General features: G+C 63.6%; 18 protein-coding genes. 14 read left to right on the top strand and 4 right to left on the bottom strand.

All coding sequences use genetic code 11. From position 1 onward, the window contains the following. Window positions 1-15 precede the first annotated feature (15 nt). Genes eno through AB4X18_RS19595 form a run of 4 tightly spaced genes read left to right on the top strand, consistent with a single transcriptional unit; the run spans window position 16 to window position 2,520 of the window. Window positions 16-1,290, top strand: a complete 1,275-nt coding sequence (eno, locus tag AB4X18_RS19580) for a phosphopyruvate hydratase (RefSeq protein ID WP_432816938.1) — start codon at window positions 16-18, stop codon at window positions 1,288-1,290. Beyond that, complete coding sequence (locus tag AB4X18_RS19585) at window positions 1,290-1,805, top strand: GNAT family N-acetyltransferase (protein WP_370401644.1); 516 nt, start codon at window positions 1,290-1,292, stop codon at window positions 1,803-1,805. The genes eno and AB4X18_RS19585 overlap by 1 nt, the downstream gene beginning before the upstream one ends. After that, window positions 1,802-2,218, top strand: a complete 417-nt coding sequence (locus tag AB4X18_RS19590) for a cupin domain-containing protein (protein WP_370401645.1) — start codon at window positions 1,802-1,804, stop codon at window positions 2,216-2,218. Before AB4X18_RS19585 ends, AB4X18_RS19590 begins: the two co-directional genes overlap by 4 nt. Continuing rightward, window positions 2,215-2,520: a hypothetical protein gene (locus AB4X18_RS19595; protein WP_370401646.1), complete on the top strand. Its 306-nt coding sequence runs from the start codon at window positions 2,215-2,217 to the stop codon at window positions 2,518-2,520. Before AB4X18_RS19590 ends, AB4X18_RS19595 begins: the two co-directional genes overlap by 4 nt. 231 nt (window positions 2,521-2,751) lie before the next feature. Here AB4X18_RS19595 and AB4X18_RS19600 read toward each other — a convergent pair whose 3' ends face one another. Beyond that, window positions 2,752-3,855, bottom strand: coding sequence for an anhydro-N-acetylmuramic acid kinase (locus AB4X18_RS19600; protein ID WP_370401647.1), 1,104 nt, complete (start codon window positions 3,853-3,855; stop codon window positions 2,752-2,754). A gap of 77 nt (window positions 3,856-3,932) precedes the next feature. Between AB4X18_RS19600 and tyrS the strand changes: the two genes are divergently transcribed. The 4 genes from tyrS to AB4X18_RS19620 are packed head-to-tail and all read left to right on the top strand — an operon-like array spanning window position 3,933 to window position 7,375. After that, complete coding sequence (gene tyrS, locus AB4X18_RS19605; protein WP_370401648.1) at window positions 3,933-5,183, top strand: tyrosine--tRNA ligase; 1,251 nt, start codon at window positions 3,933-3,935, stop codon at window positions 5,181-5,183. A gap of 36 nt (window positions 5,184-5,219) precedes the next feature. Next, window positions 5,220-6,044: a GNAT family N-acetyltransferase gene (locus AB4X18_RS19610; RefSeq protein ID WP_432816939.1), complete on the top strand. Its 825-nt coding sequence runs from the start codon at window positions 5,220-5,222 to the stop codon at window positions 6,042-6,044. A 36-nt stretch (window positions 6,045-6,080) separates the two neighbouring features. Beyond that, entirely contained in the window at window positions 6,081-6,836 is a 756-nt protein-coding gene (locus AB4X18_RS19615) for a 3-hydroxyacyl-CoA dehydrogenase (protein WP_370401650.1), read from the top strand. Beyond that, window positions 6,833-7,375, top strand: a complete 543-nt coding sequence (locus tag AB4X18_RS19620) for a sugar O-acetyltransferase (RefSeq protein ID WP_370401651.1) — start codon at window positions 6,833-6,835, stop codon at window positions 7,373-7,375. Before AB4X18_RS19615 ends, AB4X18_RS19620 begins: the two co-directional genes overlap by 4 nt. A 6-nt stretch (window positions 7,376-7,381) precedes the next feature. Here AB4X18_RS19620 and AB4X18_RS19625 read toward each other — a convergent pair whose 3' ends face one another. From AB4X18_RS19625 to AB4X18_RS19635, 3 genes are all read right to left on the bottom strand, one after another. After that, window positions 7,382-9,190 (bottom strand): ABC-F family ATP-binding cassette domain-containing protein, encoded by a 1,809-nt coding sequence (locus tag AB4X18_RS19625; RefSeq protein ID WP_432816940.1) that lies wholly within the window; start codon window positions 9,188-9,190, stop codon window positions 7,382-7,384. 90 nt (window positions 9,191-9,280) lie between these two features. Next, a complete protein-coding gene (locus AB4X18_RS19630; RefSeq protein WP_432816941.1) occupies window positions 9,281-10,006 on the bottom strand; it encodes a GNAT family N-acetyltransferase in 726 nt (241 codons plus the stop codon). 82 nt (window positions 10,007-10,088) lie between these two features. Then, on the bottom strand, window positions 10,089-10,553 hold the full coding sequence (locus AB4X18_RS19635) for an outer membrane protein assembly factor BamE (protein ID WP_370401653.1): 465 nt from the start codon (window positions 10,551-10,553) through the stop codon (window positions 10,089-10,091). A gap of 92 nt (window positions 10,554-10,645) precedes the next feature. Between AB4X18_RS19635 and AB4X18_RS19640 the strand changes: the two genes are divergently transcribed. The 6 genes from AB4X18_RS19640 to AB4X18_RS19665 all read left to right on the top strand — a co-directional run bounded on the left by AB4X18_RS19640 (window position 10,646) and on the right by AB4X18_RS19665 (window position 15,041). Then, window positions 10,646-11,197 (top strand): YceD family protein, encoded by a 552-nt coding sequence (locus AB4X18_RS19640; RefSeq protein WP_370401654.1) that lies wholly within the window; start codon window positions 10,646-10,648, stop codon window positions 11,195-11,197. Window positions 11,198-11,378: 181 nt separating this feature from the next. Next, the gene (gene rpmF / locus AB4X18_RS19645) at window positions 11,379-11,585 is read left to right on the top strand and encodes a 50S ribosomal protein L32 (RefSeq protein ID WP_370401655.1); all 207 of its coding nucleotides are present in this window, start codon (window positions 11,379-11,381) and stop codon (window positions 11,583-11,585) included. Window positions 11,586-11,634: 49 nt separating this feature from the next. Further along, the gene (gene plsX / locus AB4X18_RS19650) at window positions 11,635-12,711 is read left to right on the top strand and encodes a phosphate acyltransferase PlsX (RefSeq protein WP_370401656.1); all 1,077 of its coding nucleotides are present in this window, start codon (window positions 11,635-11,637) and stop codon (window positions 12,709-12,711) included. Further along, window positions 12,708-13,679 carry a beta-ketoacyl-ACP synthase III gene (locus AB4X18_RS19655; RefSeq protein WP_370401658.1) on the top strand — a complete coding sequence of 324 codons (972 nt, stop codon included), beginning with the start codon at window positions 12,708-12,710 and terminating at the stop codon, window positions 13,677-13,679. Before plsX ends, AB4X18_RS19655 begins: the two co-directional genes overlap by 4 nt. A 110-nt stretch (window positions 13,680-13,789) precedes the next feature. Continuing rightward, complete coding sequence (gene ihfA, locus AB4X18_RS19660) at window positions 13,790-14,092, top strand: integration host factor subunit alpha (RefSeq protein WP_370401659.1); 303 nt, start codon at window positions 13,790-13,792, stop codon at window positions 14,090-14,092. A 4-nt stretch (window positions 14,093-14,096) separates the two neighbouring features. After that, entirely contained in the window at window positions 14,097-15,041 is a 945-nt protein-coding gene (locus AB4X18_RS19665) for a MerR family transcriptional regulator (protein WP_370401660.1), read from the top strand. Window positions 15,042-15,099 lie beyond the last annotated feature (58 nt).

Genomic DNA, 15,099 nt, shown 5'->3' on the forward strand with positions numbered 1-15,099 from the left:
CAAGGACCCGATCCCATGAGCACCATCATCGATATCTTCGCCCGCGAAATCCTCGACAGCCGGGGCAATCCCACGGTGGAGGTCGATGTCACCCTCGAAGACGGCACCATGGGCCGCGCCGCCGTGCCCTCGGGCGCCTCCACTGGCGCCTATGAGGCAGTGGAAATGCGCGACGGCGACAAAGCCCGCTACAAGGGCAAGGGGGTGCTGGGTGCCTGCGCTTCCGTGAACGGAGAGATTGCCGAAAACCTCGTCGGCATGGACGCCACCGATCAGGTCGAACTCGACGCGGCGATGATCGAACTGGACGGCACCGACAACAAGGGGCGTCTTGGGGCCAACGCCATCCTTGGCGTGTCACTGGCCACGGCCAAGGCCGCCGCCGACTACTGCACCCAACCGCTCTATCGCTATGTCGGCGGCACATCCGCCCGCATCCTGCCGGTCCCGATGATGAACATCATCAACGGCGGCGAACACGCCGACAATCCGATCGATATCCAGGAATTCATGATCATGCCCGTGGCCGCTGAAAACATCCGCGACGCGGTGCGCATGGGGTCAGAGGTTTTCCATACCCTCAAGGGCGAGCTTTCAGCCGCAGGCCTGTCCACCGGCATCGGCGACGAAGGCGGCTTTGCCCCCAACCTCAGCTCCACCCGCGACGCGCTGGATTTCATCCTCAAGGCCATCGAAAAGGCCGGATACAAGCCGGGCGATGACATCCACCTCGCCCTCGATTGCGCCGCAACTGAATACTTCAAGGATGGCAAATACGTGATGGCCGGCGAAGGCAAGACCCTCACTTCGGCCGAGAACGCGGATTACCTTGCGGCCCTCGTGAAGGACTATCCGATCATCTCCATCGAAGACGGCATGTCCGAAGACGACTGGGATGGCTGGGAAATCCTGACGGACCTCTTGGGTGAACATGTGCAACTGGTGGGCGACGATCTGTTCGTGACCAACCCCAAGCGTCTGCAAATGGGGATCGACAAGGGCTGCGCCAACTCCATGCTGGTCAAGGTCAACCAGATCGGCACCCTGACCGAAACGCTGAAGGCCGTCGGCATGGCCCACCGCGCGCGCATGACCAACGTCATGTCGCACCGTTCTGGCGAAACCGAGGATGCCACCATCGCCGACCTCGCCGTCGCCACCAACTGCGGCCAGATCAAGACCGGCAGCCTCGCGCGCTCCGACCGGCTGGCGAAATACAACCAACTGATCCGCATCGAGGAACAATTGGGCGAAGCCGCGGAATACGCCGGCCGTTCCATCCTGCGGTGATGGGCGTCACCCTGACGTCCGTGACCACGGCAGAGGACCTCGACGCTGTCCGGGCGCTCTGCTGGGACTACCGCAAGACGCTGATCGACAATGACCCCATTGACCTCCAGATCACCGAAACGTTCTATCCGGTCCCCAAGTACCGCGCCTTGATGGACCGGCTGGCGGCGGAACACGCGCGCCCCAAGGGCATCATCCTGTTGGCCCGCGATGCCGAAGGCCGTCCCGCAGGCTGCGGGATGAGCCATGCGCTGGAGCCGCAAACCTCTGAAATCAAACGTGTCTTCGTGCCGGAAACCCACCGCCGCCGGGGCATCGCAGCGCATCTGTGCACCGCCCTTGTCGATCAGGCCCGCGCCGACGGCTTTGCCCGCGTGGTGCTTGATACCTCCACACACCTGCCCGCCGCGAAACATCTCTACGACAAACTCGGCTTTACCCGGCGCGGCCCTTACCAGCCCATACCCGAAGACGTCTTGCCACATCTGCTGTTCTTCGAGAAATCTCTCACATGACACCTGCCCAGATCATCGACCACCTGCAACTCTCGCCCCACCCCGAAGGCGGACATTACCGCCAGACATGGGCCGACGACACCGGCACAGACCGCCCCACCGGCACCTGCATCTATTTCCTTCTGCAACGGGGCGAACGCAGCCATTGGCACCGCGTTGACGCGACGGAGATCTGGCTTTACCACGCGGGCGCGCCGCTGACGCTACACATGGCGGAAACAGACGCAGGCCCGGCCACCGCACATCTGCTGACACCCGACCTGACGCAGGGCGCACCGCAACTCATCGTGCCACGCGGCCACTGGCAATCCGCCGAGACCACGGGCGACTACACCCTCGTCAGCTGCACCGTCTCCCCCGGCTTCCGGTTTGACGGCTTCACCCTCGCACCGGCGGAGTTCACCATCCCATGACCAAACGCCTGACCCTGTTCCTTGTGCTTGCCGCCACACTCCTCGCCATTGCCACATGGGACCGCAGCCGCAGTTCCGAGGTCACCCTGCGCGCCACCGTGACGGACGTGGAAGAACGCCAGATGAACGCAGGCCCCGACCAGTGGTTCCTGATCGTCACGTTCGAGGATCAGACCCGGACGCTTGGCCCCCTGCCCGCACGTCCCAACGTGGCCGCAGACGACACGATCTGCATCATCTCCTCCACCGCCAGCCACCGCGACACCACCTACCGCCGCGCGCCCGCCTCCACGATCTGCTGATCGATCCGCCCCACGCGCCCATCGCCCTGCCCATCCATCTGGTCTGGAGCCGCCGTTGCGTGGCACGTGACGGGCTTAAGAAATGACGCTTGCCAAGTTAAATCGCGGAGGGACCCGCTTGCGGGATACCGCTATTTCGCTTGGGAAGGGGCATTTCTTGAGCCAGGCAGGAGCCTAAGTAACGGCGATTCCAGACCATCTGGTTTGGTGAGACCCGCAGCGCTCTCCCTTTCACCCCAAGGACACCGTCCCGCCGCCCACGCTCGCACTCACCCCCGTCGTCCCCGGACAGGACGTCGCCATCCCCCGCGCCACCCGCACGGCGAGATAGGCAAAGGCCTGCGCCTCCAGCATGTCGCCATCAAGGCCCACGTCCTCCACCGGTTGCACCGGACATGACAAACCCGCCGCCAGCATCTTCATCAACACCGGATTGTGCCGCCCGCCGCCCGTGACCAGCACCTTTGAAGGCAGCGTCGGACAATGCTGCATCGCCTCCGCCACCCCTGCCGCGCACATCGCGGTCAAGGTCGCCGCCGCATCGGCATCCGACAACTCCCCAACCAATCCGATCATCTCCGCAAAATCGTTCCGATCCAGTGACTTGGGCGGCATCCGCGCGAAATAGGGCTCCGCCAGAAAAAGCTCCAACGCGCCCGTTTCCACCACACCGCGCCGCGCCAAGGCACCCCCCTTGTCGAAGGGCACCCCCAACCGCGCCTGCATCAGATCATTCAGCGGCGCATTCGCAGGCCCCGTATCGAACGCCAAGAGCGCCCCCGCCGCTTCCGGTTCCGCCACGCGCGGATCAACCCATGTCAGATTCCCCACACCGCCCAGGTTCAGAAACGCCACCGGCCCTTCCGCCCCCACATGCCGCGCACAGGCGTGGTGAAAGAACGGCGCCAAAGGTGCGCCCTCGCCCCCCAGCGCCACGTCGGCGGATCGAAAATCCCAGACCACCGGCACCCCTAGCGCCGTCGCCAAAGCCGCCCCGTCGCCGACCTGTAGCGTCCCGCGCGTGCGCGGCGCATGGGCCAGTGTCTGCCCATGGAAACCAATGATATCAATACCTTCAAAGCCGCGCAGCGCCTCAAGATGGGCCGCCTCGACAACCTCGGCGGCCGCCAGAACCTCCGGTCCCTCCCAACGCCCGAGTGCCGCCGCCAGAACCGCCCGCTCCGTATCCCGGTATGCCCGGTACCCCGTCTCTCCAAAACCCAGGATATCGCGACCGTCCGTCACCAGCACGGCCGCATCCACCCCGTCAAGCGACGTGCCCGACATCGCCCCCAGGGCGCGCACCGCACCCGTCTTGTCAATGGCCCTGCTCATAACCCCACGCGGGCCTTTCCCTTTGACTGCTCTGCCCCTATAGATTGCCCCGCATTCCAAGCCCGAGGCAAGACGTCATGACCTACCACCCCAAATCGGAATTCATCCACACGATGAAGACGCGCGGCTTTCTGGCCGATTGCACCGATTATCAGGGGCTGGACGAGGCTTTGCTCAAAGGTACGCAATCCGCCTACATCGGCTATGACGCCACCGCGCAATCATTGCACGTGGGCCATCTGCTGAACATCATGATGCTGCGCTGGATGCAGAAATGCGGCCACAAACCAATCACCCTGATGGGCGGCGGCACCACCAAGGTGGGCGATCCTTCCTTCCGCGCCGACGAACGCCCCCTGCTGGGGCCGGAACAGATCGACGCCAACATCGCAGGCATGCAGCAGGTGTTCGAGAAATACCTGACCTACGGGAGCGGCCCCAGCGACGCGCTGATGCTCAACAACGCCGAATGGCTCGACAATCTCAACTACCTCGATTTCCTGCGCGACATCGGGCGGCATTTCTCCGTCAACCGGATGCTTTCGTTTGAATCCGTCAAGTCCCGTTTGGATCGCGAACAATCGCTCAGCTTCCTCGAATTCAACTACATGATCCTGCAAGCCTATGATTTCATGGAGCTTCACCGTCGCTACGGCTGCATCCTGCAAATGGGCGGGTCGGATCAATGGGGCAATATCGTCAATGGCATCGACCTCACCCGCCGGGTGATCGATGGCGAAGTCTACGGCCTGACCTCGCCGCTGCTGACCACCTCGGACGGCAAGAAGATGGGCAAATCCCAGGGCGGTGCCATCTGGCTGAACGGTGACATGCTGTCGCCCTACGCGTTCTGGCAGTTCTGGCGCAACACCACGGACGCCGATGTGGGCCGATTCCTCAAGCTCTACACCGAATTGCCGGTCGATGAGTGCGACCGCCTCGGCGCGCTGGAGGGGGCGGAGATCAACGAAGCCAAGATCACCCTCGCCAACGAGGTCACCACCCTGCTGCATGGGGTCGACGCCGCGCAAGCCGCCGAAGCCACGGCGCGCGAGGTGTTCGAGAAAGGCGGCGTGGGCGACGACCTGCCCACCCTGACCCTGTCAGCGGCGGAATTGGGCGATGGCGTCTCCATCGTGCAACTGCTGGTCAAATCCGGCCTTGCCGCCTCCGGCAAGGAGGCCAAGCGCCTGATTGCGGAAAACGGCGCAAAGCTGAATGATGAACCCTTGACCAATGCTGGGTTGATGCTGGGTCCCGATGTCCTCACGACGCCGATCAAGCTGTCAGCGGGCAAGAAACGCCACGCGCTGGTCCAGATCGGCTAACACCCCCTTAACCATGCCGCGCCCAGACTGCGCGGCATGTTCGACGTCCAGACGCCCGAAACCCACGCCCTGATGCAGGACCCGGCCTTCGCCGCCGCCCTTCGCCTGTGCGGCCAAAGCCCGATCACCTTGCCTTCCGGCCTCACGCTGCTCAGCCGCCGTGTGCTGGGCATCCCGCTCCTGATGCTGCCGCGCGCGGTGCCGCCCACCGACCTGACGGATCAACTGCGTGCGAAAAACCTGCACCGCTGCCCGCTGATCCTCTCTCCCGAATCCCCCTTCGCCCCTCTTGGCTTGCGTCTCAAGGCTGCGCAAACCCTCCTCCACCTCGATCTGACCGCCGATACCGCAACCCGCCGCGCACGCCTGCACCCCAAGTGGCGCAACCAGCTGCGCCGCGCCGAAGACAGCCCCCTGCGGGTGCGCCAACGCACACTGGAGCCCGATCACCCCCTGCTCGCGCTCGAAGAAACCCAATCTAAAACAATCGGCTACCGCAACTGGCCCCGCGCGCTCACCACCGCCTTCGCCACCGTTGCGCCTGCGCAAACCCAACTCTTTACAGCGACCCTGCGCGGCCATCCGGTCGCCCACATGCTGTTCCTAACCCACGGCCACCGCGCGACATATCACATCGGACACACCACGCCGGAGGGGCGGGCGCACCACGCCCACAACCTCATCTTGTGGCTGGCCATGACCCACCTTGCCCGAACCGGCCATGTCACCGTCGATCTCGGTCGAATCGATGCGGGGACCCCGACACTGAACCGCTTCAAACACCGCACCGGCGCCCGTCCGCATCAAACAGGCGGCACATGGCTGCGCTGGTCCCCCCTTGCACCTTGGCGCTCCTCATGATTTTCTGAACACCCGTTCAGAAACAGGAGCCGCCCCATGCAGATCACCACCACCGCCGCCGTCATCACCGGCGGTGCCTCCGGATTGGGAGAGGCGACCGCCCGCCACTTCGCAGCCCAGGGGGCAAAAGTGACCTTGCTCGACCGCGATACCACCCGTGGTCCCGCAGTGGCTGAGGAAATCGGCGGGTTTTTCTGCGAAACGGATGTGACAAGCGAGGCTTCCGTTCAATCCGCCATCGACACCGCGCAGGACAGGATGGGTGCGCTGACCGCCGCTGTGAATTGCGCAGGCGTCGCCATCGCCGCCAAGACCACCGGCCGCGACGGCCCCCACCCCATGTCCGCCTGGCAAACCACGATCGACGTCAATCTCACGGGCACCTTCAACATCGCCCGACTTGCCGCGACGGCCATGGCCCGCAATGAACCCGAACCCGACGGCGCACGCGGCGTGATTATCAACACCGCCTCCATCGCCGCCTTTGACGGCCAGAAGGGCCAAGTCGCGTATTCTGCCTCCAAGGGCGGGATCGTCGGCATGACCCTGCCCATGGCCCGCGATCTGGCCAAGGACGGGATTCGCGTGATGACCATTGCGCCGGGTATCTTCGCCACGCCGATGCTCAAGGGCCTCCCACAAGAGGTGCAGGACAGCCTCGCCGCCGAAGTCACCAATCCCGCACGCCTGGGCGACCCGAACGAATACGCGCGCCTCGCCGCCTTCATTGTCGAAATGGGCTATCTCAACGGGGAGGTGATCCGCATCGACGGCGCACTGCGAATGCGATGAGCGAAGCAGACAAGATGGCCGCCGGTGAATGGTACACCTGCCTTGATCCCGCACTGGAGATGTGGCGCAGCACCGCGCGTGCCGCCGTGCACGCCCACAACCAGGCCGCCCCCGACACCCGCACCTCCCTCAGCGCTGCACTGGCCGACCTCTTCGCGGCGCATGGCGGGGATTGCTATATCGAATCCCCCTTCCACTGCTCCTACGGCTTCAACATCCATCTGGGCAGCACGGTCTATATCAACGCAGGCTGCACGATCCTCGATTCCGCGCCGGTGCACATCGGCGATCACACGATGATCGGCCCCGGCGTGCAGATCCTCTGCGCCCAGCACCACAAGGACCCGGACAAGCGCCGTGCAGGCATCGAAATCGCCCATCCTGTCACGGTGGGCAAGGACGTCTGGATCGGCGCGGGCGCCATTATCATGCCCGGTGTCATCATCGGTGCAGCCGCCATCATCGGCGCAGGCGCTGTCGTGACGCAGGACGTGGCCCCCGCCACAACCGTGATCGGCGTTCCTGCACGCCCTGCATAGCCGCGCTCAGGCTTCCGCCTTCTCCGCGAGGATCAGCCATTCCTCCTCCGCGGCGGACAGCTTTTCCTGTCGTTCTACAAGGGCTTGCGTGGCTTTGTTGAACTTGACCGGCTCGCGCGTGAACAAGTCGGGATCAGCCAGCAACCCTTCCAGCTTGCCGATCTCCGCTTCCAGCCGCGCCAACTCCCCCGGCAGCGCCTCCAGCCGGTGTTTCTCTGTGAAACTCAACCCCGATTTGACGGCCTTCTCGGCTTTCGGCCGGGCGGCGGTCTTCTTCGATGCCACCACGCTACCCGCGAAATCATCCATTCCGCGCTGTGCGACATAATCCGACCAACCGCCCGCATAGACCGTCGCCCTGCCATCGCCCTCCATGGCGATGGTCGTGGCCGCCACCCGGTCCAGGAAATCCCGGTCGTGGCTCACCAGAATGACCGTGCCGTCATAGGTTCCCAGCAGCTCCTGCAGCAGATCCAGCGTCTCCACATCCAGATCATTGGTCGGCTCGTCCAGCACCAGCACATTGGACGGCCGCGCCATGATCCTGGCCAGCAGCAACCGCGCCTTTTCACCGCCAGAAAGGGACCTCACCGGCGCCCGCGCCTGCGCCTCATCGAACAGGAACTCCTTCAGGTATCCAACGACATGTTTCGGCTGCCCGCGCACCAGCACCTGATCCGCCTTGCCGGAAACCCGCATCTCGGGATCGCCGGTCAGCGAATCCCACAGCGACATATCCCCATCCAACTGCGCCCGCGCCTGATCAAACAGCGCCACCTCCAGATTGGTGCCCAGCTTGATCGTCCCGCTGTCCGGTTCTTCCCGCCCGATCAGCATATTGAGCAGCGTCGTCTTGCCCACCCCATTGGGCCCCACCAGCGCGATCCGGTCGCCCCGCTGCACCGTCAGGGTGAAATCCGTGACGATCTGAACATCTCCGAAAGCTTTTGAGACCCCCTTGGCTTCCATCACCTTGCGCCCGGACTTCGGCCCCGCATCCAGCGCCATCGCCGCCGTGCCCTGCCTGGTGATCTGATCCGCCCGCTGCTTGCGCAAATCCTGCAAGGCGCGCACACGTCCCTGATTGCGCTTGCGACGCGCTGAAATCCCTTCAACCGCCCAGCGTGCCTCCGCCTTGATCTTCCGGTTCAGCTTGTGGCGCTGCATGTCTTCTTCTTCCCAGACCGTATCGCGCCAGCCCTCGAAAGCGCCAAACCCCTTGTCCTGCCGCCGCACCTCGCCCCGATCCACCCACAGCGTCGCGCGGGTCAACGCGCGCAGGAACGCCCGGTCGTGACTGATCAGCACAAAGGCACTGCGGGTCTGCTGCAACTCGTCCTCCAGCCATCCGATCGCCTGAATATCCAAATGGTTCGTCGGCTCATCCAGCAGCATCAAACCAGGTGCTTCGGCCATCAACCGGGCCAAGGCCGCCCGCCGCCGCTCCCCGCCGCTGGCCGTGGCCACCTTGCGATCCGGATCGAACTTCAACCCCTCGCCCGCACGCTCCACCTTGTACATCTCGCCGGGCTCCAGCGCATGGGCGGCGAAATCGCCAAGCGTGTCGAACCCACTCAAATCCGGGTCCTGCTCCATATATCCCACAGACACACCGGGGCCAGCCACCACTTCCCCCCGGTCCGGCTCCACCAGCCCCGCCATCACTTTCATCAAGGTCGATTTGCCCGACCCGTTGCGCCCCACCAGCGCGATCCGGTCACCGGGCTGCACCACCAGCGACAGACCGTCAAAAACAGGATCCCCCCCAAAGGTCAGGGCGATATCGGTCAACTGCAATAAAGGTGTTCGTGCCATCCCCCGCAGCTAGCCGCACGGTCGGCAAAAGACAACGCCTCCGCCCCTTCCAAATGGTTAAAAAAACCCCTCCGGAGGACTGAAATCAAATCAGACCAACGCCCGCAGCAAGCGCTTGCGGGCCGCCGGGATCGCGCCGATCTCCAGCCCGGTGAACACATGCAGCGTGTTCATCTGATGATCGACCACCGCATGATCGCTCACCCAGCCCCCCATCATCAGATAGGTGCGCAAAAGCGGCGGCATGCGCATCATCGCCTTGCGCACATCCGGCTTGCGCCGCAACTTGGCCGCATAGCGGAAGACATCCGGCGCCTTCACGCGTGGCAACCAGCGTTTGGGGGCAAGGTGCCGTGCGCGCAGCATCGCGAAGGCATCAAGATACCGGTCGGTCTCCACGCCGGCGAAGGACGAACAGCCGAACAGCAATTGCACGTCATGGGCATCGACATAATCAGTCAGCGCCGCCCAGGCGATGCGCAGGATATCCGGGTCGCGTCTGTCGGGGGCCACGCAAAAACGCCCCAACTCCATCATCGGCCCCTCGTAGGCTTCAAGCGCGCTCAACTCGTAGAACTGCGCGGCATAGCTGTCGGCCAGATCGGCGCCCCGCACTGCAAACAGCCGAAAGGCGCAGACCAGCGCACCATCGGTGGTGTCCTCGATCAGAATATGGGTGCAACGATCATCATGCGCGTCGCGGTCCTGCGCCCCGGCAAGCGCAAACGCCCTTGCCCTCAGCGCGCAGGCGGCGGCAAGGTCGTCCTCGTCCCGCGCCTCACGGGCGATATAGCGGCCTTTTCGCAACGCGATCATGTCGGCATCCACCCAGAAAGCGGCATGCGCTGCACCACCCTTTTCAGAATGGCAAAACGCACGGGCCCTGAGGTTGGGCAGATCAGTTGCTGAACCCTGCCGGCGCAAGGCGGCCGATGTTGCCCAGAAGCTGGCGCAGGAAGGTCTGGTTGTTGACCGGCGAAGACGTCACGCGCCGCGACAGCGGCACCACCTGTCCGCGCTCCAACCCGAAGCGTTCGACGTTCTGCACCACGCCGTTGCTGGAAAAGCTGATGGCGACGACCTGACGGTCGATCTCCCGCTCCGGCAGCGGCCCGATGGACCGTTTGCGCGATCGCACGTAATAATAGCCGCTTTCGTTCAACACGCCCGATGACGCGGGCACGCCGACCTTTTCAGCCACCGTGTCGCGGGTGTCGGCACCGACCTTGATCTGGTCAAGGTCTTCTTGCGGCGGGATATATCCGTGGTTGCTGAACTGCGGCGCGCACGCCCCAAGGGCCACGACAAGAGCCACGATGGACACCCGTCTTGCGATACGCCCGCTGCGGCTGGTGTTGCGCATATGGTCTGGCCTCTTGCTCTTCAAACTTCCCGCTTCTATGTCGCATACACCATCGCGCCCCAAAGGTTCAAGAAACGAAAGCAGGTAGTTGGATGTCCCGTACCCCGCCCAGTGCCACCGCCTTGCGTGTGGCCGACCTTTCCACCACCACCGATAACGCCTTCGCCTATCGCCCCGATGCCGCCACGCTTGAAAAAATATCGGCGGACCTGAAGCTGAATGCCCTGCGCAAGCTCAGCTTCGAAGGGCTGATCCGCCCCATGGGCAAGACCGACTGGCAGCTCGAAGCGCGCCTGGGCGCCACCGCCGTGCAATCCTGCGTGGTCACGCTTGACCCGGTGACCACCCGCATCGACACCGATGTGACGCGCCGTTTTCTGGCTGATTACAGCGATCCCGACGACCCGGAAGTCGAAATGCCCGAAGATGACACCACCGAAGCCCTCGGGGTCTGGATCGATCCGTTCGACATCATGCTCGAAGCGCTGACGCTTGCGCTGCCCGACTACCCGCGCAAGGACGAAGCCGCCCTGGGCCCGATGGTCTATACCAAACCGGGCAAGGCGCCGATGACCGATGAAGATGCAAAACCCTTTGCCGGGCTGGCGGACCTGCGCGCAGCGCTCGGAAAAGACAAGGATTAAGGCCAAGACAGGGCTTGCATCCGCGCACTATCACAGTATTTTGCCGCCCTCGCCTCAGTTAAGGTTGGACATCGCGCCGCCCCTCGCATAAAGCGGCGTCACACCCACGCAGGGCTCTATTGAAACACGGCTGTTTTGTCCCGTCCGGGGACACCGGCCCCGAACGACAAAGGCACCAGACATGGCTGTCCAGCAGAATAAAGTTTCCAAGTCGCGCCGCAACAACCGCCGCGCCCACGATTCGCTTGTTGCCGCGAATCCGAACGAATGCACCAACTGTGGCGAACTCAAGCGTCCGCACCACATCTGTGCGTCATGCGGTCACTACGACGACGCCGAAGTCGTGGCCCTGACCGAGGAAATCGATCTGGAAGACGACGCGGCCTGATCGGCCCCGAACGCGTCCCAGCGCAACATCATATGAGGCATTCGCACCGATGACGGCCCGGACCGATCACTCTGCCGCGAAAGCCACACGCACCCTGATATCCGTGGACGCCATGGGTGGCGATGAAGGCCCCGCAGCCGTGGTTGCGGGGTGTTCCTTGTCTGCGGACCTCAACAAGGATATTTCCTTTATCCTGCACGGGGATGAGGCCCAGCTGGCTCCGCTTCTGGCACGCCGCAAGGACCTCGATGGCCGCTGCGAAATCCGCCATGTGCCGGACGTCGTCACCATGGACGACAAACCCAGCCAGGTGGTGCGCACGGGCAAGGAAACCTCCATGTGGTCGGCAATTGAATCGGTGCGCTCGGGCGAGGCTTCCGTGGCCGTCTCCTGCGGCAACACCGGGGCGCTGATGGCGCTGTCGATGATCCGCCTGCGCAAGCTGCCCGGCGTCAACCGCCCCGCCATTGCCGTCCTCTACCCTTCGGCCAATCCGCAGGGCTTCAACGTGATGCTCGACGTCGGCGCCGACATCCGGGCCGACGCCGATGACCTGCTGCGTTTTGCGCTGATGGGCACGTCCTATGCGCGCAACGGTCTGGACCTGCCGCGTCCCCGCGTGGGGCTGCTGAACGTGGGCACAGAAGAACACAAGGGCCGGTCCGAGCTGAAAGATGCCTACGACCTGATTCGCGATGCGCATGAAGATGCCGGTTTCGAATTCGTGGGTTTTGTCGAAGGCGGCGATATTTCCGGCGACAGCGTCGACGTGATCGTCACGGACGGCTTCACCGGCAATGTCGCGATCAAGACCGGCGAAGGGACCGCCAACCTGATCGGCGAACGGCTGCGCGAAGCATTCAAGTATTCGCCCCTGTCGCGGCTGGCCTCGCTGCTGGCCTATACGTCGCTGATGCGGTTGCAGCGCAAGATCGATCCGCGCCGCGTAAACGGTGGCGTGTTCCTTGGCCTAAACGGCACGGTTGTGAAATCCCATGGCTCTGCCGATGCCACCGGCGTATCAGCCGCGATCAAGCTTGCCGCACAACTGGCCGAAAGCAAGTTCAACGACAAACTGGCCGCCCGCGTGGCCGCCACCCTGCCCAGTGGTGAGGCTTCCGCATGACCAAACGCGCTGTTGTGATTGGCTGCGGCCACTATCTACCAAAACGGGTGGTCGAAAACGCGGAGTTCGAAAAAACCCTCGACACCGATGACGCCTGGATACGGTCCCGCTCCGGGATCGAACGCCGCCATTTCGCGGCCGAAGGGGAAACCACCTCCGCCATGGCCACGGCTGCGGCACGGGCCGCGTTGCAGGATGCAGGCATCGCAGCCGATGATCTGGACGCCATCATCCTGGCCACCTCCACACCTGATCTTACTTTCCCCTCCGCCGCGACGATGGTTCAGGCAGAACTCAACATGAACAAGGGCTTCGCCTTCGATGTTCAAGCAGTTTGCGCGGGCTTCATCTATGCGCTTGCCAATGCGAATGCGCTGATCATCTCCGGTCAGGCACGCCGCGTTCTGGTGATCGGCGCAGAAACCTTCAGCCGGATCATGGACTGGACCGATCGCTCCACCTGCGTCCTGTTCGGGGACGGCGCAGGCGCGCTGATCCTTGAGGCGCAGGAGGGCAACGGCACTGCCGCGGACCGTGGCATCCTGGCCACTGACCTCAACTCTGACGGGCGTCACCGCGACCTGCTTTACGTCGATGGCGGAGTCAGCACCGGCACCACGGGCTATCTGCGCATGCAGGGCAATCAGGTGTTCCGACATGCCGTTGCCAAGCTTGCCGCAACGGCAACCACCGCGATGGAAACAGCTGGTGTCAACGCCGCGGACGTCGACTGGATCGTGCCACATCAGGCCAACATCCGCATCATCCAGGGCACCGCGAAAAAGCTCGACCTGCCGATGGACCGGGTCGTCGTGACCGTGCAGGACCACGGCAATACCTCTGCCGCCTCCATTCCGCTGGCGATGTCGGTGGGCCGCACGCGCGGGCAGATCAAGCAAGGCGATCTGATCGTGACCGAAGCCATTGGCGGCGGCCTGGCATGGGGCGCGGTCGTCCTGCGCTGGTAGGCAAATCCACGCCAGAAAACAGCCGCTTAAGCGACAAAGTGCAAGTCATTGATATTGACTCCGAAAAACGGTGGCCCTTATGGTTGCTGAAAATAAACAAGGGGGATGGAATGACCAACAAGACTTTGACGCGCATGGACCTGAGCGAAGCGGTGTTTCGCGAGGTGGGTCTGTCCCGAAATGAAAGCGCGCAGCTCGTCGAATCCGTTCTTGACCATATGTCCGATGCGCTCGTCACCGGCGAACAGGTCAAAATCTCCTCCTTCGGCACCTTCTCCGTGCGCAACAAGACTGCGCGCGTGGGCCGTAACCCCAAAACCGGTGAAGAAGTCCCGATCAGCCCCCGCCGGGTTTTGACCTTTCGACCCTCTCACCTGATGAAGGACCGGGTCGCCAACGGGGGCAAGTCCTGATCTGATGCCCAAATCGCCCGATGCTTTCCGCACGATTTCAGAAGTCGCAGACTGGCTGGACGTACAGGCCCATGTCCTGCGATTTTGGGAAAGCAAGTTTACCCAGGTCAAGCCGATCAAGCGCGCGGGCGGGCGGCGGTATTACCGGCCGGGCGATATGCTGTTGCTGGGCGGCATCAAGAAACTGCTGCATGACGACGGTCTGACCATAAAGGGCGTCCAAAAGATCCTGCGCGAAGAAGGCATGGGGCACGTCGCGAAGCTATCGCAACCGCTGGATGACCAGATGGCAGAGGTGGTCGAAGCCGAAGCCGACACCGCCACGCCGGACACCCCGGAGGCGCAGGAAAGCGGCGTCGTGCTGGATTTCGCCGCCAACGGAGCAAGCGACACCCCATCAGATGCCGAGCCCGACACAGCATCCGAAGCGCCCACCGACCCCGAACCCACCGAAGACGCCAGCACTCTGCCCGCTTTCGTACACCGCGCGACGGAAGCCCCGGCGCAGGACCTCGACGAAAGCACGGCGACTGAAGACGCACCTGCGCCGGAAGATGAACCGGACGATGCGCGCGCGGCCGCCACCGAAAACAGTGTGCCGGACACGCAAGAAATTGATACTGAAGCACAAAATGCCGATGAAGACCGCGCCGGAGCGGACGCACATCAGCCGGACGAAGCGGCACCCGCCGACGCTGATGCCGAAGAAGCAGCGACAGATGAATCAGCACCCGAAACACCCTCCGCCCCCAAACCGCGCATCATCGACATGCCGCCGCTGACGCCGGAGGCGGACTTTCCCGCACAGCCTTCCGTGCTGACCGCCGCCTTCCGCACGCCCGGTCTCAATCCGGAACAGGCCCGCGATGTCGCACCGCTTTTGCAGCAGCTCGTCGCGCTGCGGGACAAGATGCAGAATGCCCGTCGGGGCGGCGGTGCAAAAGGCTGACGGCCCATGACGGCACCCGCATTTCGCGCTTGCACGCAGGCCAAGATCAGGTATGACA

Source organism: Sulfitobacter rhodophyticola (genome assembly GCF_041281685.2).
Classification (GTDB): Bacteria; Pseudomonadota; Alphaproteobacteria; order Rhodobacterales; family Rhodobacteraceae; genus Sulfitobacter.